An 18,304-nucleotide genomic window follows, 5' to 3' on the forward strand; every position below is an offset into this window, starting at 1 on the left:
TTACTCGCACGAGCAGAGAAGCTCGAAGCGGGTTCAGCGTGCGAACGCGCTGAGCAACGGTGCAAGGAGTTGGAGATTGACCTCAGTGCCTCTGACTCTACCGCCCAGCAATTAAGGCTGGAGGTTGCTCGCCTGCAAGACAGCGCGATGAGCCTTGAGGCTGAGCTTTTACTCGCACGAGCAGAGAAGCTCGAAGCGGGTTCAGCGTGCGAACGCGCTGAGCAACGGTGCAAGGAGTTGGAGATAGACCTTAATTCCGCTGACTCTACCGCCCAGCAATTAAAGCAGGAGGTTGCTCGCCAGCAAGACAGCGTCGACGCTCTGTCGCGCTCACTGGAAGAGGCGCGCGCGGAACGGATTGACTTGTTAGCCGCCGCGCACGACATGGAGGGGCGCTGTCGCCAACTAGCAGACGAATCTGTTGTACTGCGCGATGCTTTGGCGCAGGGCAAAGATCAGATCTCATATTGGCATGAGCGGGTGCTGCAATTGCATGCTAGTACTTCTTGGCGAGTTACGAAGCCTCTGCGTTTCATCAAGCGGCTGCTGTCGCGCAATAGGCCTAATATTGGCGAAATCGGAGTCGCGCCCCAAAATTCCAAGCCTCCGTATCGATGGAGTCAGGCGGCGTTGGCTCACAGTATTCGTTATGTCTTTGTCAGGCCGAGAGTTCAGCGGGCGCTTAGCCGCGCAATAAAGAAGTTTCCAGGACTGCACAGCAGATTGCGAGAGTTTGGCATCAGCAGCGGCGCGGTACCTTCGCCATATGTAGCGGCCACCAACATGAACGCAATTCGATCCACGTCGACTTCTGAGGGTAGAGCCACGGCGACGCCGCGGCTCGTTCAGGTGGAGCACATGATTCAACAGGATGCAGCAGAACCGGACTTGACTGAGTCGGTGTTGGACGATAGTGCCGTCGCTCGGGTTAGGGAGCGACTTTGGGGTGCCGGGCAATGAAAGTCATTGTTGCAAGCACGCAGGTTCCGTTCATTCGAGGCGGGGCTGAGGCGATGACCGAGGGGTTGCTCAAGGCCCTGCGGGAAGCAGGCCACAGCGCCGAGTTGGTCACGCTGCCCTTTAGGTTCTCTCCGCTCGATGAAGTTGTCGAAAACATGGAATCATGGGAGAGCTTGGACTTTGAGCGGTTTGACGCTGGGCAGGTAGATCACTTGATTGCGCTGAAGTTTCCGGCGTTCAACGTTCAGCACCCGAGAAAGACGGTTTGGTTGATGCACCAGCATCGTTCGGTATATGAATTGTTCGACACGAGCTTTGGCGAGCAAGCTAACGAACGCAACTGCACACTGAGAGAAAAGATCCTTCGCTCGGATTGCCGTAATCTTTCTTCGGCACGAGCCGTTTTTACGATCTCCCAGACTGTGTCAGATCGACTCAAGCTGTTCAATGATGTCGAGTCCGAGCCGCTGTACCAACCGCCGCCAGGAGCTGAGTACTTTACTCCCGGACCAGTGTTTCCGTACGTGTATTGCCCGAGCCGCCTGGAAAAGTTGAAGCGTCAAGATCTTTTGATTAAGGCAATGCAATATGTCAAATCACCGGTTGCCGCAGTTATCGCTGGTGAGGGTGGGATGGCTCACGAGTACAAGAAATTGGCGTATGAACTTGGCGTCGAGAATAGAGTCAGCTTTGTGGGACATGTCGATCCGAAGCAGATGTGTCGCTATTACAGCAATTGCTTGGCGGTATTTTTCGGCCCTTTTTCTGAGGACTATGGGTTCATTACTCTCGAGGCTATGTTGTCTGGGAAGCCTGTCGTGACGTGTACTGATTCGGGTGGTCCCATGGAGTTTGTGCTGCATGGCCAAACCGGGTTTGTAGTTCCCCCAGATCCGGAGGCTATTGCTGTAAGCATTGACGATCTGTGGAACTCTCCATCGCATGGTCGCCATATTGGAATGGCAGGTCTTGAACGCTATGGTGACCTTGGAATTAGCTGGAATCGTGTGGTTGAAAAACTTGGTGTTGGACTATGAATATTTCGATCGTGGCTCCCTCTTCGGTCCCGTATGTGCACGGGGGGGCCGAGAATCTATGGCTTGGTTTGCAGCGCTATCTCATTGAAAACACGACCCATCATTGCGAACTATTCAAGATCCCATCGCCAGAGGGCTCGGTCGAGGATATTGTTTCGTCGTACAGAAAGTTCTACAACTTTAACGTCGATCATTTTGATAGGGTTATCTCGACCAAGTATCCAGCATGGATGGTGAATCATCGCGATCATGTCGTCTATTTGCAGCACACTCTTAGGGGTCTGTACGACACGTATCACTTCTCCGGGAAGCCCTTGACACTGCCGGATGAGCCGCTCGTTTCCGAGGTGGTGCGTTGGATGACGCAAGTCGAGAATGGTTCAATTGCCCTGGAGAAGTTCTTTGATCTGCTCCAGAAGGCGCTTTCGCGCGAGGATGCAACTGCGCTTCGGGAGTTTCCGGGGGCCTTTTCTAGGGAGGTTGTGCGTTTCCTGGATCGACGGGGAATGCGTCAGGATAATATCAAGGGCTATTTTGCGATTTCGAGTACGGTGAGAAAGAGAGAGGGATATTTCCCTCCTGGAGCGGTCGTAGGTGTCATTCCCCACCCTCCTGCGCTATCTGGATATTATTGCAAGGAATATGACTATCTATTTACGACTAGCAGATTGGACGGACCAAAGCGCGTCGGCTTGATTATAGAGGCTATGCGCCATGTGAAGGCAAACATTCGCCTACTGATTGGTGGTAAAGGCCCAGATGAGGCTCGTTTGAAGGCGTTGGCGGGCGATGACCGGCGGATCGAATTCCTCGGTTATCTTAACGATGCAGACTTGCTAGACCACTATGCTAATGCGCTGGCAGTGCCTTTCGTACCTTACGATGAAGATTATGGCCTGATTACTATCGAAGCGATGATGAGCGGGAAGCCGGTAATCACGACGACAGATTCAGGAGGCGTTGGCCAATTCGTGGTTAACCACGAAACCGGGCTCGCGGTCCCGCCAGATCCAATTGCATTGGCTCAAGCTATTGACTACGTTTGCAGCCATCGCGCGGAAGCCAGAAGAATGGGTGAGGGTGCCCGCCGACGCGTGTCTTCCATTACGTGGGAGAGAGTCGCCGATGCGCTGATTGGTGAGTCATTGAAGGGTGCCCGGAGGGCGCTATTGCCCGCGGCGTCCTCTAGCGTGGCGCAAAGCGGCTTAGCCGGATCTGGCCGCAGGAAGATTGTGGTTGCTATCACTTTCCCAGTCTATCCTCCCCGCGGAGGTGGGCAGTCGCGAGTGTTCAATTTGTACCGGGAGTGGGCGCGATACTACGACGTTACTTTGGTGACCCTCACTGGGCACGAGGCGCCAGCTTTCGAGGGTGAGATTGCTCCTGGGCTTTTGGAAATCCGGGTTCCCAAGAGTGTCGCTCATCAGGATGCTGAGAATCGCTATTCCGCTTCTGTGGATTGGGTTCCAGTTACCGATATTGTTGCTTCAACGCTGATACACATGACGCCGGCATACCTCGAGAAATTAGGGAATGTCTGCGCAGGAGCCGATATCGTGGTTGCCTGTCATCCCTATTTTGTCAAGGAACTCCGTGCTGCTTCGCCCCAAGCGGAGTTGTGGTTCGAAGCGCAGGATGTAGAGCTGACCATTAAACGGAGCATACTGCCAAAACGTCCGGCTTCGGATGCGCTTCTTGAAATGGTACGTAATAATGAGGCTGAGGCGTGGAGCGCAGCCAGCGTGGTATTTGTTTGCGCTCAGCCGGATCTGAAAGAGCTTGAGCGAATCTACGGACCAAGTGCAGCCAAGCAGGTTGTTGTGCCGAATGGCTTTGCTGCAGACGAGGTCGTATTCACCCCTCCTGCGTTACGTCAAAGGACCAAGGCGCAGCTTGGCCTAGAAGGACGTCCGACAGTCGTATTTATGGGGAGTTGGCATGGTCCGAATCTCGAAGCGGCGGAGCGGGTTATCGCGTATGCAGAGCACCTTTCGGCGGTTACGTTCCTTATCATTGGTAGTGCCTGTTCAGCATTTGAGAACAGAGTTGTTCCGGAAAACGTGCGTTTCCTTGGGGTGCTAGACGAACAGGAAAAGCAAGTCGCACTCTCTGCAGCAGACTTGGCAGTCAATCCGATGACGGCCGGTTCGGGGAGTAACCTAAAGATGTTCGACTATATGGCGGCGGGAGTCCCGGTGCTAACGACCCGATTCGGGGTTAGAGGCATTGCGGCGACGAGTTCTTTGCATTATCTCGAGGCCGACGTCGACCGTTTCGTGCCTATGATCACCGCCTTTTTTGTCGAGTCTTCTCTAGATGACATTCAGGAACTGGCGAGAAGTGCGTCAAACTTGGTTCGTTCAAAATACTCTTGGGAGTCCATTTCTCGTTGCTTTATGAATGACCTTGACCGACTGGCTGTGTCGAATTAATCCGGCTTCGATTGGATCTTGGTTCGCGTTTGGCTTTGTGCCATTTTTATTGCTGTTGAAAGAGCGAATGGACTTTAAAAAGTTTTTTGACGGGAAAGAGTGGGGTGTGCTATTTCGTCGGGAGGACGTTACCTGGACGGCATTTCTCCTTTTCTTCATTGTGATAGTCTGGTGTTGGGTTGCTGGAAGGACGACGCTTGGGGCTTGGCTGACGCCGATCTCATATAGTGAAGACACTCTTTTGGCTTTGGCTAATGCTAAGGCATATATGGACGGAGATGTCCATCTAGTCGTATTGAAGTTAGTGCAACATCTGAATTCGCCATTTGCCGCCAATTGGAACGACTGGCCAATTGCTGAGGAGTTCATATACTTCTCGTTGGGGATGTTGGGAAGGGTGTTTGGGATATTTGCGGCAGCCAATTTGCTCGTTCTGTCCTGTCATCTTCTGGCCGGGTGGTCATTTTGGCTTGTTAGTCGGCTTTTGGGCGTTGGTCGCGAGTACGCATTTTCTGGCGCGATCGCTTATGCCTTTTCACACTACTTGTTTGCAAGGGGGCTGTCTCACTTAACGCTCTCGACTTATTGGCACTTGCCGTTAGCGTGCTTGGTAAGTTGGTGGGTTTGGGATCGCCAGGCGATGGGATTTTCAAGTCGGCGGTGGTCTTTTTCAGTAGGCGTCTCACTTATTGTCGGTGCGCTTAATCCCTACTATGCATGGATGTATATCCAATTCGTTGGGTTTGCCCTTCTAAAGCGGCTAGTTTGCTTTGAACGTAGGGCCGCTTTGGAGCCGCTGTTCCTAATTCTTGCGACGATTGGAGTGTTTGTCCTGTTTAACTTGGACACATTCTATTATCAAATCGTCAATGGAGGGAATCCGGCGGCGGTCTCTAGAAGCCTTGCAGGGCTTGAGATCTACGGCCTGAAGTTGCCTGAATTATTCCTGCCTCCTTCCCATCGTTGGGATTGGCTGGCTGGTTTTGCTCAAGCCAATTACTACACTCCAACGTTCATAAAAGGTGAGCTTGGATCTCCATATCTTGGGATTTTTGGGATATCAGGGTTTGTCACCTTGGTTTTGTTTGGACTATATTGTCTGTTCCGAGCGCAGAGTGAAAAGATACCGGTTGAGTGGTGGCAAGTCCTTTGGGTTGTTTTGTATTCGCTAATCGGCGGAGTGAACCTGCTTGTTGGTTCTGCGGGTTTTGTGCTATTTCGAGGTACAAATCGATATGGCATTTTCATCTTGACTATTGTTCTCATATACTTTGTGAGATTTTTGACAAAGCACTGCGCTGAAAGGGGCGCGAGGGCATTTGCATTGGTGTTAGTGCCGGTGATTCTTTGGGATCAGCTTCCCATGAATTCGGGGGCGGACTCGATGCCAGTGGTGTCTAATGCCGTGGCGGCTGATCGAGCCTTCGCAGAGAGGTTGGAGAGTCGGACTTTTCCTGGGGCGATGGTGTTTCAACTTCCCGTGATGCAGTATCCGGAAGTTCCGCCGGTACTTGGTATGAAGGATTACGAGCATTTTAGACCCTATCTATTTACGAAGTCACTGAGGTACTCTTACGGTACCAATAAAGGACGGTCTGATGCGGCGTGGCAGAGTGAGGTGGCTGCGCTTCCTGTTAACGAAATGATAGCGCGCTTGGAGCGATATGGATTTGCTGCCGTCTATCTAAATAAAAAGGGCTATTCCGATGGCGGCGCAAGTCTGATTGCGGCTATGTCCTCAGCCGGACGGGCCGTCGTTGCGGAGAGTGAGGAGTTGATTGCGTTTTCTCTTCAGCCGGCGAGTCGGCCAGTGCTGCCCATGTCAACGTCTTTTGGTTCGGGCTGGTCCAGTCCGGAGGTTGGGCACCGCTGGGCGGAGAGTCGAAAGGCCGAGATAGTTGTTCTTAATCCGTCCAAGGAAGAATTACACGGAACCTTGGAGGTTGGATTGAGGGGGCTCCAAAAGCAAACGATTGGGGTTTCTGTTAATGGGGTGGTGAAAGACAATGTTTCGCTGGACGGAAACGAAGTCACCATTTCTATGGTGCTAGAATTCCAACCTGGTGCTAATACTATTCTGTTCTCGTCGGATGTTACCCCGGCGCCGCCGGGGAATGGCGACCCGAGAAGTTTGGCATTTGATGTTTTCGGTCTAAAGATTTCTTACTAGTTCAGGTGTCGTGATGAAAGCCGTTATTCTCGCAGGAGGGCTGGGTACCCGCATTTCGGAAGAGTCGGTAGTCCGCCCTAAGCCGATGATCGAAATCGGGGGTAAGCCAATTCTTTGGCATATCATGAAGATTTACTCGTCTCACGGAATCAACGATTTCGTGGTGTGCTGCGGATATAAGGGGTATGTGATCAAGGAGTATTTTGCGAACTACTTCTTGCACATGTCGGACGTTACATTCGACATGCATCACAACAAGATGGAGGTTCATCACCGCCATGCTGAGCCGTGGCGGGTGACTCTGGTTGATACCGGCGAGCAGACCATGACTGGGGGGCGGCTCAAGCGCGTTGCTGAGCATGTGGGCACAGAAGACTTCTGCATGACCTATGGCGACGGTGTGTCGGATGTGGATATCACATCTCTGCTGGCGTTCCATCGTCATCATGGAAAGCAGGCGACAGTAACGGCAACCCAGCCACCCGGACGCTACGGCGCCCTTGATCTCGATGGTTCGACAGTTCGCAGCTTCCTTGAGAAACCTGTAGGTGATGGGGGGTGGATCAATGGTGGATTTTTCGTGTTGTCTCCGAAGGTGCTCAAGCTAATTGAGGGCGACGAGACGATCTGGGAACGTACTCCAATGGAGCGTCTTGCCGCGAGCGGCGAGTTGGAAGCGTATTTTCACAAAGGGTTCTGGCAACCCATGGATACGCTCCGCGATAAGGTTGGTTTGGAAAGCCTGTGGGAGTCTGGGCGAGCGCCGTGGAAGGTTTGGCAATGAATCCTGAATTCTGGCGGGGGCGCCGGGTATTTCTGACCGGGCATACGGGGTTCAAAGGTAGCTGGCTCTCACTCTGGTTGGAGTCCTTGGGGGCTAGTGTGACGGGCTATGCGTTGCCAGCGCCGACTGCCCCTTCTTTGTTTAACGTTGCGAAAGTCGCGCAGGGGATGACGTCGTCGGTTATCGGTGATGTACGCGATCTCGATGCGTTAACCGCCGCTATGCGGGAGGCGCGACCCGAAGTTGTCATTCATATGGCTGCTCAGGCGCTCGTCCGGTATTCGTACGATCATCCAGTCGAGACGTATGCGACCAACGTGATGGGAACGGTGAACTTTCTCGAGGCCGTGCGCCGTGTTGGCGGCGTGAGGTCGATAGTTGTGGTAACGAGTGATAAGTGTTACGAGAATCACGAATGGCCTTGGGGGTATCGCGAGAACGAGCCCATGGGGGGGCATGACCCTTATAGCAACAGTAAGGGGTGCGCTGAATTGGTCGCGTCGGCCTATCGTGATTCCTTCTTTCCGCCTGCTCGTTGGGGTGAACATGGAGTTGCGCTCGCTTCCGGCCGAGCAGGTAATGTGATCGGCGGTGGCGATTGGGCGCACGATCGCCTAATTCCAGACATCCTTCGCGGAATCGAGGCAAACGACGAGGTCGTAATCCGCAGCCCGGGGGCTATTCGCCCTTGGCAGCATGTGCTCGAACCGCTTTCGGGGTACTTGTTGTTAGCCGAACGCCTTTATCGAGACGGTGTTGCGTTCGCGGAGGGTTGGAATTTTGGCCCGCACGACGAGGACGCAAGGCCGGTTTCGTGGATCGTTGACAACATGGTGTCGCTGTGGGGCCCTTCGGCACGCTATCGCATTGACGCACCAGCTAATGCTCCGCACGAAGCAAATTACCTCAAACTTGATTGTTCGAAAGCGCGTCAGCGCCTGGACTGGCATCCGCGGTGGCGTCTGCATTCAACACTGAAGCGCATCTGCGAATGGCAACGGGCTTGGCTTGACGGTGGCGATATGCGCGCTTTCACGTTGCACCAGATTGACGCTTACACAAACACTTTGGCAGATCTGCACCAGAAAGATAGATGACTACGATGCAAGATAGAAACGAAAAACTCGCAGCGCTTCGTCGCGACATCGCCAAGTTGGTCGATGAGTTCGCTGGAATCCAGTACGAGCCGCGCGCTTTTGTACCTGGCGAAAACATTGTGCCTCCCTCCGGCAAGGTAATCGACGGCGAAGAGCTTAAGTTGATGGTCGAGGCGTCTCTTGACGGTTGGTTGACGACGGGTCGCTTTAATGAGGAGTTCGAGAAGCGCTTGGCCGCTTTTATCGGCGTTAGTCATCTGATAACCACTAACTCCGGTTCTTCAGCCAATTTGCTGGCGTTTGCGACATTGACTTCACACAAATTGGGTGAGCGAGCGATCCGGCCGGGCGACGAGGTCATCGGTGTTGCTGCAGGCTTCCCGACGACGGTGAACCCGATTCTTCAATTTGGCGCGGTACCGGTGTTTGTGGATGTAGAACTCGGCACCTACAACATCGACGTGACGAAGCTTGAAGCCGCAGTCACACCAAAAACCAAGGCCATCATGTTGGCCCACACCCTTGGCAACCCTTACAACCTCTCTGCCGTGATGGCTGTCTGTGATAAGTACGGCCTGTGGCTCATCGAGGACTGCTGCGATGCCCTGGGCTCGACCTATGACGGAAAACTCGTCGGCACGTTTGGTGACATCGGTACGTTGAGCTTCTACCCCGCGCACCACATTACGATGGGTGAGGGCGGGGCCGTCTTCACGAATGACGCTGGTCTTAAGCAAATTGCCGAATCTTTCCGAGATTGGGGGCGTGACTGCTATTGCCCGCCCGGCAAGGACAACACCTGCAAAAAGCGCTTCTGTTGGAAGCTTGGCAATCTGCCGGAGGGGTATGACCACAAATACACGTACTCCCACCTCGGGTACAACCTGAAGATTACCGACATGCAGGCAGCATGCGCGCTTGCGCAGTTGGATAAGGCCGAGGGTTTTATTCAGGCGCGCAAGGACAATTTTGCCTATTTGAAAGACCGCCTTTCGTCCTGTGAGGAGTTTCTGATTCTGCCGCGTGCGACGGAGAATTCAGATCCATCGTGGTTTGGATTCCCGATAACGCTGCGTGAGACCGCGGGTGTCAGCCGAGTTGATCTTCTGCAGTATCTCGATCAGCACAAGATCGGCACGCGCCTTCTGTTTGCCGGCAACCTGACACGGCAGCCGTACATGATCGGCCGCAACTTCCGCGTTAGTGGCGAACTGACCAACACCGATATCGTCATGAATAACACTTTCTGGGTCGGGGTGTATCCGGGACTCCAGCGTGACATGCTCGATTTCGTCGTTGAGAAAATCGAGACATTCCTCGGCATCGGTCTTTGAGTATAGTGATGACTACCAACGGCTGTGTCGGGAACGACGACCTTGAATTCGCCTTCGGACACGCGGGGGGGGTGTGGGATTCATTCCGCAACGCTCGCATATTCCTAACTGGCGGGACGGGTTTCGTCGGGAAATGGTTGCTGGAAACGCTGCTATACGCGAACGATCGGCTAGCACTCAATGTCACTATAGTGACCCTCACGCGCGATCAAGAGGCCTTTCGTGCGGGCTTTCCTTGGCTAGCGAGCCATCCGGCTGTGACCTTACATCGTGGCGACGTGCGGACCTTCGAGGCACCTGAGGGGCGTTTTTCGCACGTCGTGCACGCCGCGACCGACGTGGTTCAGGCTCCCTCGCCGCTCGATACGTTTGACGTTACGGTAAGTGGAACCCGCCGCGTACTTGAGTTTGCTGTTTCTGCTGGAGCGGCGGAATTTCTTCTTGTCAGTTCGGGCGCCGTATATGGTCCCCAGGCTCCCGCGCTTCGACTCGTGGCAGAGGGCTGCTGTAATGCGCCTGATTCGTTGGACGTTCGCTCTGCATACGGTTTGGGGAAGCGTGGAGCGGAGTGGTTGGCAACAGCATACGGGAAAGCACACGGAATGCGCGTGCGTACTGCCCGGTGTTTCGCGTTCGTGGGCCCCTTGCTGGCGCTGGACAAGCACTTTGCCGTGGGCAATTTCATCGGAGATGCGCTTGCTGGGCGGGCAATCCAGATCGGCGGTGACGGAACCACGATCCGCTCTTACCTTTATGCTGCGGACCTTGCTACGTGGCTTTGGACGATCCTTGTGCGAGGTACTCCTGGAGTTGCGTACAACGTTGGGTCTGACGAAGCAATCTCGATTGCTGATCTGGCTCGTCGAGTGGTGGCGCAGGTGAATCCGGCGCTCGAAATCCGTATCGCGCGTGAGCCACAATCTGGAAGTCTTCCGGATCGTTACGTTCCGGATGTCGGATTGGCGAGGCGTGAGCTCGGGCTCGACGTATGGACCGGACTTGACTCCGCAATTCTCAGGACGGTGGCGTGGCATCTGCAGGAGCGTAATCCCCAATGACGAGGACGACTCATATGGACTCAATTGAACTGGCTAGAAGTGTCAGGCTGACTGCGCTGGATCTGTGTCACTCCAAGCGGGCATCGCATATCGGCGGCGCCTATTCAGTCGCCGACATTCTGGCGGTGTTGTATGCGGATGTCCTAAACATCTCGCCTTTGACGGTCGACAATCCGGAGCGAGATCGAGTTTTCTACAGCAAAGGGCACGCTTGCACGGCTCTCTATGCTGTTCTTAACGCCTGTGGATATCTCAAAGGGTATGACTTGCTGAAAGAGTTTACAGTCAACGGCTCGTACTTTACCTCGCATGTCAATCATCAAATTCCTGGCGTGGAACTCTCCACCGGAAGCCTCGGGCATGCGCTAGGTGTCGCATGTGGCACCGCGCTCGCGCTAAAGCGCAAAGGGAACGCTGGCAGTGTTTTCACTATTGTCAGTGACGGTGAGCTCGATGAGGGGTCGAACTGGGAGAGTCTGCTGGCCGGAGCGCACCACGCGCTCGATAATATGATTCTGATTATTGACTACAACAAGATCCAAAGCTTCGGCAGCGTCGAGGAGGTGTTGGCCTTGGAGCCCCTCGCAGACAAATTGCGCGCATTCCGTTGGCAGGTGACGGAGGTTGATGGCCATAACCATGATGAGTTGCGAAAAACTTTGGCTGAGTCATCGCTTGCGCGCAACGGCCTGCCGAAGGCGATTATTGCGCACACGGTGAAGGGCAAGGGCGTCTCTTTTATGGAAGGCCAACTCGCTTGGCATTACAAATCGCCGAATGACGCGGACTATACGCGCGCTCGAGCGGAACTGGAGGCTTGATAGATGCGCAATACTTTCATCAATAGCTTGTGCGAGCTTGCGCGCGCTCACGATGATATCTTCTTGATGTGCGGCGATCTTGGCTATTCAGTGCTCGAGCCATTCGCGGAGCAGTTTCCCGAGCGGTTCCTTAACGCCGGCATTGCTGAGCAGAACATGACCGAAATGGCCGTCGGTCTCGCGCGCGAAGGCTACAACGTGTTTACCTATTCGATTGGTAATTTCCCGACGCTGCGCTGCATGGAGCAGATTCGCTACGATGTCTGTTATCACGATGCAAATGTGAAGATCATCGCAGTAGGAGGAGGGTATGCATATGGCGCGCTCGGGGTTTCGCATCACACGACCGAGGACATTGCGATGCTTCGGTCGATTCCGAATATGCTGGTGACTGCTCCTGCGGATCCGCACGAAGCTCGGTCAATTGCCAAGTACCTTGTGTCACATCGTGGCCCCGCATACGTTCGTCTCAACAAGGCTGGCGAGCCTATGATCCATCGGGGGGAAGTCGACGTGCAACCCGGCCGCCTTATTACCGTACGTGAAGGCGCCGGAGTGGCCGTGTTGACGACGGGCGCTGTACTTGACGGCGCAATTCGGCAGATTGATGAGGCTGGTCGGCCTTGGGCCGTCTATAGTTGTCCGATGCTTTCCGCCTTCGATACCGAAACCATGTGCTCGCTCGCTCGTCGATTCGATTGCATTGTGACAATGGAGGAGCATCAACTCGCGGGTGGTTTCGGTAGTGCGGTCCTTGAGTGCTTGTCGGACTTGCGCGCTCAGGGGCGGATCGCATCGATGCCTATCGTTCGTCGTGTTGGAATCCCGAACAAGTTCATCGGATATGCTGGGACTCAGGAGTACCTGCGCATGAAAGCCGGGGTCGACCTTGGGCGAATACTGGAAAATGCCTGAAATCAAAACGCTCGCGACAGCGACATGGAGTGGTTGGCTCGGCCGCGAGAGGGAGCGTTTTGCACGATTCCTCGTTGTCGGTGCCGTTAACGCGGCATTCGGTTATGGCATCTATGCTGCGCTCGTCTTCTTTGGGGTTGACTATAAGGCGGCTCTGTTCATTTCTACCTGCGCTGGCGTGGCTTTCAACTTCAAGACAACTGGCAGTTTTGTTTTCGCAAACCGGCAGCCGTCTCGGATATTCCGATTTGTAGGCGTTTACGTCGTCACCTATCTTGTTAACGCCGCTGGAGTGGGCTTTCTGGCGAGGTTCGGGATGGGGGCTTATCTCGCTGGTGCGCTGCTCATTCTTCCTGTTGCGATCCTAGCTTTTCTCTTGAACCGGAATTTTGTCTTTAATGATGCGTAAACTAATTAGCATCGTCACGCCTTGCTATAACGAGGAAGGCAACGTTGACGAACTCTGCGCGCGTGTTGCAGATGTCATGGCCTATATGCCGTACGATTATGAGCATATCCTTATCGACAACCGGTCGACTGACGGCACCGTCGCCAAGATCAGGGAACTTGCTGCGCGCGACTCGCATATCAAATTGATAATCAATGCGCGCAATTTCGGGCACATCCGCTCCCCCTACTACGCGATGCTGCAATCGAGTGGCGATGCCTGCGTGCTGATTGCTGCGGACTTGCAGGATCCGCCTGAGATGATTCCAGAATTCCTCGCGAAGTGGGAGGCTGGTTTTAAGACTGTGTTGGCAGTTAAGCCAGAGAGCGACGAGTCATCGTTGATGTTCTTTGTGCGTAAATGCTACTACCGCCTAGTCACGCGCATTTCGGAAGTGCCTCTAGTTCAGAATGCCACCGGTTCCGGACTGTTCGATCGGGAGGTTATTGATGTTCTGCGTCAGATTCGAGACCCCTATCCCTATTTTCGAGGACTGGTTTGCGAGGTAGGACTTGACATTACAACGGTGCCGTTCAAGCAACCACGCCGCAAGCGCGGCTTGACTAAGAACAACTTCTACACGCTTTATGACATCGCGATGCTTGGTATCACCAATCACTCGAAGGTGCCTTTGCGAATAATGACCATGACCGGGTTTGCGCTCTCAATCATGAGTTTGGTTATTGCGCTCGCCTTTCTCGTTGCTAAGATTTTCTTCTGGAATCTCTTTCAGCTTGGTATGGCGCCAGTCTTGGTTGGATTGTTCTTCTTCGGTGGCATTCAGATGTTCTTCATTGGGCTTCTGGGTGAATACGTTGGTGCAATTCATACTCAGGTACGTAACATGCCGCTCGTAGTCGAGTCGGAGAGAGTGAACTTCGAACGGCGCGGCACGACGCCGGGCGAATCCGTTGCGGCGCTTGAAAAGCGGGATCATGCTCGCGCTTAAGCCTGATTTATCCACAATTACCCTATTTCTGATGATATGAATAATTCGCAAAAAGTTGCCGTCGTTACTGGTGTCACTGGACAGGATGGGGCCTACTTGTCCGAACTCCTGCTCGACAAAGGCTACGTTGTATATGCGACCTACCGCCGCACGAGTTCTGTAAACTTTTGGCGAATTGAAGAGCTTGGGATACAGAACAACCCAAACTTACACCTTGTTGAATATGACCTTACGGACCTGTCGTCCTCAATTCGCCTTCTCCACACCACCGGGGCGATGGAGGTATATAATCTTGCGGCGCAAAGCTTCGTTGGAGTATCGTTTGAGCAGCCTGTAACTACAGCTGAAATAACCGGTATCGGCGCGGTGAATCTGCTCGAGGCAATACGGATTGTTAATCCGAAGATACGCTTTTATCAGGCGTCGACTTCGGAAATGTTCGGTAAGGTGCAGGCGATACCCCAAACCGAACTTACCTCATTTTATCCGCGTAGCCCATATGGTGTGGCTAAGCTCTATGCGCATTGGATGACGATAAACTATCGAGAGTCATATGGAATATTTGGCTCCTCGGGTATTTTATTCAATCACGAGTCCCCATTGAGGGGTCGGGAATTCGTTACACGTAAGATCACTGATTCAGTAGCCAAGATCAAGATCGGAAAACTCGAAAATATCGAGCTTGGAAATCTGGATGCCAAGCGTGACTGGGGCTTCGCCAAGGAGTATGTCGAGGGGATGTGGCGCATGCTGCAGGCGGATGAGCCGGATACGTTCGTGCTTGCTACTAATCGTACGGAGACGGTGCGTGACTTCGTAACGATGGCGTTCAAAGCTGTGGATGTCTCGGTTGTCTTCAAGGGTGAGGCTGAGCATGAAGTCGGCATTGATGCTGCTACGGGCAAGACTTTGGTGCGCGTTAATCCGAAGTTCTATCGCCCGGCAGAAGTTGACTTGCTGATTGGCAATCCCGCGAAGGCGAAGGAGAAGCTCGGTTGGGAGCCGAAGACCACGCTGGAAGAGTTGTGCCTGATGATGGTTCAAGCGGATCTGCGTCGTAACGAAGCAGGGTTTTCGTTCTGATATGACCGAAAATCGGCGAGTTCTTATTACTGGGCTGTCCGGGTTCACTGGGCGGTATTTGGCGAATGAGCTCGCCGGTGCGGGTTTTGATGTCTATGGAGTGGGTTCGCATCCGGATACTTTTCAAAACTATAGCCAAGTTGGTCTTGATGATAAGACGGGTTTGCGGCGCGTTTTGGCCGAAGTCCGTCCTGCGTACATCGTCCACCTTGCCGCAATTGCATTTGTTGGTCATGGTGATGCCAATGCGTTTTATCAAGTAAACCTGATTGGTTCCCGTAATCTACTCGAAGCGTTGGCAGAGAGCGGGTTGCCTTTGCGGTCTGTCTTGTTGGCAAGTAGTGCAAATATCTACGGTAATGCTGCAGGGGGGGTGCTCACGGAGGGTTCGCTGCCGAATCCAGCGAATGACTATGCAGTGAGCAAGTATGCGATGGAACTTATGGCTAAGCTTTGGATTCCTCGTTTGCCCATTACCATTGCTCGGCCATTTAACTACACAGGCGTTGGGCAATCGGCGGACTTTTTGCTTCCGAAGATCGTGGGCCACTTCCGATCGAAGGCGGCGCACATGGAACTCGGTAACCTGGATGTCTGGCGCGACTTTTCAGATGTGCGCGCAGTGGTTAACGCATATCGCAGGTTGCTTGAGCGCGCCCCGGTGGGGGCCGTGGTTAACGTGTGCTCAGGCAATCTTTATTCGCTGCGAGAGGTGGTCGCGATGGCGACTCAGCTTTCTGGTCATCGACTTGACGTGCGGGTGAACCCGGCTTTTGTGCGTGCCAATGAGGTGAAGTCGCTGTGCGGTGACGCTTCCTGTCTTCGTTCGATTATCGGAGATTGGTCATGCCCGCCCCTCAGCGACACGCTATCGTGGATGCTTGAGGCGCCAGTTGCCTGATGAAGGTTGTTCTTGGGGTTGAGGCGATACGGCCACCACTGACGGGCATTGGGCGTTACGCTCTGGAACTAGCGAGGCATTTGCCCGACGTCGACGGCGTTTCGGAAATTCGCTACTTCGCAGGGCGTCGGATGGTGTTAAAGCCGGAGGCCGCTCTTGCGGTTCCGCTCGTCTCTCCTTCCGTAAGACGGAGCTTTCTTCAGAACTCAGCCATAGTGTCTGCGTATCGACTATTGGCACCTGTTTACCGAAGATTTGTGTTGCGGGGCACCGGGGATTTTCTCTATCACGGGCCTAATTACTACCTGCCTCCCTTTCGCGCCCGAGCGGTCGCTACGTTTCATGACCTCTCGATCTACAAGTGTCCGGAGTGTCACCCTGTCGAACGCGTGCGGTACATGCAAAAGGAGTTGCCCGCGGCCTTGTCCCGTGCCCAGATGTTGATTACTGACTCGGCGTATACGCGAACCGAATTGATGGAGTTCTTTTGCCTTGACCCAGAGCGAGTTGTCGCTGTTCCGTTGGCGGCCTCTGCGGAGTTCTTTCCTAGGGATAGTGATTCCACCCGGAGCGCGCTGAACCAGCTTGGGTTGGTGCACGGGTGTTATTCTCTATATGTTGGGACGATTGAGCCCAGAAAGAATCTTGATCTCCTTCTCGATGCCTATTCTGCGATTGCGTTGCCGCTTCGCCGGCGTTTTCCGCTTGTTATCGCTGGGTATCGGGGCTGGCACAGTGATGCGTTGCTTCAGCGTATCGCGAAGGCGCGCGCTGCCGGCTGGGTGCGCTACCTTGACTACGTAGACGATGCTTCGATGCCCTCGCTATTTGCGGGAGCCAGAATGTTTGCGTTTCCCTCTCGTTATGAAGGCTTTGGTCTGCCGGTCCTGGAGGCCTTGCAGTCAGGCGTTCCTGTTGTGTGTTCGAATGCAACTTCCTTGCCTGAAGTTGCCGGGGGCTCTGCTGCGATGTGTGATGTGGATGACGTGGACGGGTTTACTGCAGCCATCACCCGAGCGCTTGAGGACAATAGTTGGCGAGAAGCGTCTGTATCGAGTGGGCTCGTTCATGCATCACGTTTCTCTTGGAAAGAGACGGCAAGAAAGACAGTTGAAGTCTATCGGACCGTGATGGGACAACAATGACTTCTGGCGGGCAACGCCTCAATGTGCTGCACGTTTATCGGACCTACTTTCCGGAAACACAAGGTGGTCTGCAGGAGGCCATACGCCAAATATGTCTTGGAACTGCGCAGCACGGCGTCAGTAACACCGTGTTCGCCCTCGCACGACAGCCGATTCCTGAGTGTGTTGATCTGCCTGAAGCCCGATTGGTGCGTGAGCGGAGTTGGTTTGAATTGGCGTCTTGCGATTTTGGTTCCGTTTCCGCATTGTTGAAGTTCCGGTCTCTTGCGGCAGAAGCTGATGTCGTGCACCTCCACTATCCTTGGCCTTTTGGAGATGTGCTGGCATTGTTGGCTGTTGGTTCATGTCCGTATGTGATTACATACCATTCGGATGTAGTACGTCAGCGCTACTTGAACGCGATCTATAGTCCACTGCGGAGTTTATTCTTTAGAAAGGCAGCCGCGGTTGTTTCAACCTCGCCTGGCTACCGCGCGAGTAGTCCGTTCCTGGGTTCATTGGATCGATCTGTCGAGATGATTCCTTTGTGCTTTGAAGAGGCATTCCTGCCGCCTCGGGATGTGGAACGGGAGGCGTACTGGGTGCGGGAGTTTGGGCAGGACTATTTTCTCTTCATCGGTGTTCTTCGTTACTACAAGGGGCTCGATTATCTACTCCGCGCGGCCGAGATTAGTGGTGTCACGGTTGTGGTGGCGGGGGATGGGCCAGAAGGAAGTCGCCTACGCAGCCAATGGGGAGCGTGTCCGAACGTACGCTTCGTTGGCTACGTTAATGATGCGGACAAGCATGCTCTGCTCGAAGGGGCCCGTGCTGTTGTATTTCCATCGCATCTGAGATCGGAGGCTTTTGGTATGACGCTACTTGAAGGGGCTGTTCGTAGGCGCGCGCTTATTTCAACAGAAATTGGAACCGGCACTTCATATGTCAACGAGGATGGTGTGACTGGCCTGGTTGTGCCGCCCGCTGACCCGGTCGCCTTGGCGAACGCAATGCTACGTCTGTCCAAGAATCCGACTGCGGCGCGAGCGATGGGTATTGCTGCTTATGAGCGCTACGTAAAACTGTTCTCCGCGAGCAGTGTCGGAGCCAAGTATGTAGGCTTGTATCGTAGTGTTCTGGATGCTCGTGTGAGAGTGCAGTGAGTTGTCGCTTTAGATGCGGCGTGCTCCA

16 protein-coding genes are annotated in these 18,304 nt (G+C 53.9%); all 16 read left to right on the forward strand.

Annotated elements, in window-relative coordinates; all coding sequences use genetic code 11:
- Positions 1-960: hypothetical protein (locus tag OPU71_RS19700; protein ID WP_267729779.1), on the forward strand; the 960-nt coding region annotated here is incomplete at its 5' end.
- Positions 957-1,997, forward strand: coding sequence for a glycosyltransferase family 4 protein (locus OPU71_RS19705; RefSeq protein ID WP_267729780.1), 1,041 nt, complete (start codon positions 957-959; stop codon positions 1,995-1,997). The genes OPU71_RS19700 and OPU71_RS19705, both read left to right, overlap by 4 nt.
- Positions 1,994-4,429 (forward strand): glycosyltransferase family 4 protein, encoded by a 2,436-nt coding sequence (locus OPU71_RS19710; RefSeq protein WP_267729781.1) that lies wholly within the window; start codon positions 1,994-1,996, stop codon positions 4,427-4,429. The genes OPU71_RS19705 and OPU71_RS19710 overlap by 4 nt, the downstream gene beginning before the upstream one ends.
- Positions 4,404-6,599, forward strand: coding sequence for a hypothetical protein (locus tag OPU71_RS19715; protein ID WP_267729782.1), 2,196 nt, complete (start codon positions 4,404-4,406; stop codon positions 6,597-6,599). Before OPU71_RS19710 ends, OPU71_RS19715 begins: the two co-directional genes overlap by 26 nt.
- Positions 6,600-6,612: 13 nt before the next feature.
- Entirely contained in the window at positions 6,613-7,383 is a 771-nt protein-coding gene (gene rfbF, locus OPU71_RS19720; RefSeq protein WP_267729783.1) for a glucose-1-phosphate cytidylyltransferase, read from the forward strand.
- Complete coding sequence (gene rfbG / locus OPU71_RS19725; RefSeq protein ID WP_267729784.1) at positions 7,380-8,480, forward strand: CDP-glucose 4,6-dehydratase; 1,101 nt, start codon at positions 7,380-7,382, stop codon at positions 8,478-8,480. The genes rfbF and rfbG overlap by 4 nt, the downstream gene beginning before the upstream one ends.
- A complete protein-coding gene (rfbH, locus tag OPU71_RS19730; protein WP_267729785.1) occupies positions 8,477-9,814 on the forward strand; it encodes a lipopolysaccharide biosynthesis protein RfbH in 1,338 nt (445 codons plus the stop codon). Before rfbG ends, rfbH begins: the two co-directional genes overlap by 4 nt.
- An 8-nt stretch (positions 9,815-9,822) precedes the next feature.
- Entirely contained in the window at positions 9,823-10,872 is a 1,050-nt protein-coding gene (locus OPU71_RS19735) for an NAD-dependent epimerase/dehydratase family protein (RefSeq protein ID WP_267729786.1), read from the forward strand.
- A 14-nt stretch (positions 10,873-10,886) separates the two neighbouring features.
- Entirely contained in the window at positions 10,887-11,693 is an 807-nt protein-coding gene (locus OPU71_RS19740; RefSeq protein WP_267729787.1) for a transketolase, read from the forward strand.
- Positions 11,694-11,696: 3 nt separating this feature from the next.
- Entirely contained in the window at positions 11,697-12,608 is a 912-nt protein-coding gene (locus OPU71_RS19745; RefSeq protein WP_267729788.1) for a transketolase family protein, read from the forward strand.
- On the forward strand, positions 12,601-13,017 hold the full coding sequence (locus OPU71_RS19750; protein ID WP_267729789.1) for a GtrA family protein: 417 nt from the start codon (positions 12,601-12,603) through the stop codon (positions 13,015-13,017). Before OPU71_RS19745 ends, OPU71_RS19750 begins: the two co-directional genes overlap by 8 nt.
- On the forward strand, positions 13,007-14,005 hold the full coding sequence (locus OPU71_RS19755; protein WP_267729790.1) for a glycosyltransferase family 2 protein: 999 nt from the start codon (positions 13,007-13,009) through the stop codon (positions 14,003-14,005). The genes OPU71_RS19750 and OPU71_RS19755 overlap by 11 nt, the downstream gene beginning before the upstream one ends.
- Before the next feature lie 36 nt (positions 14,006-14,041).
- The gene (gmd, locus tag OPU71_RS19760; protein ID WP_267729791.1) at positions 14,042-15,088 is read left to right on the forward strand and encodes a GDP-mannose 4,6-dehydratase; all 1,047 of its coding nucleotides are present in this window, start codon (positions 14,042-14,044) and stop codon (positions 15,086-15,088) included.
- 1 nt (position 15,089) lies between these two features.
- A complete protein-coding gene (locus OPU71_RS19765) occupies positions 15,090-15,989 on the forward strand; it encodes an NAD-dependent epimerase/dehydratase family protein (protein ID WP_267729792.1) in 900 nt (299 codons plus the stop codon).
- A gap of 398 nt (positions 15,990-16,387) precedes the next feature.
- Positions 16,388-17,134, forward strand: a complete 747-nt coding sequence (locus OPU71_RS19770; protein ID WP_267729793.1) for a glycosyltransferase family 4 protein — start codon at positions 16,388-16,390, stop codon at positions 17,132-17,134.
- Complete coding sequence (locus OPU71_RS19775; RefSeq protein ID WP_267729794.1) at positions 17,131-18,276, forward strand: glycosyltransferase; 1,146 nt, start codon at positions 17,131-17,133, stop codon at positions 18,274-18,276. Before OPU71_RS19770 ends, OPU71_RS19775 begins: the two co-directional genes overlap by 4 nt.
- Positions 18,277-18,304 lie beyond the last annotated feature (28 nt).

Source organism: Niveibacterium sp. 24ML (genome assembly GCF_026586805.1).
GTDB lineage: Bacteria > Pseudomonadota > Gammaproteobacteria > Burkholderiales > Rhodocyclaceae > Niveibacterium.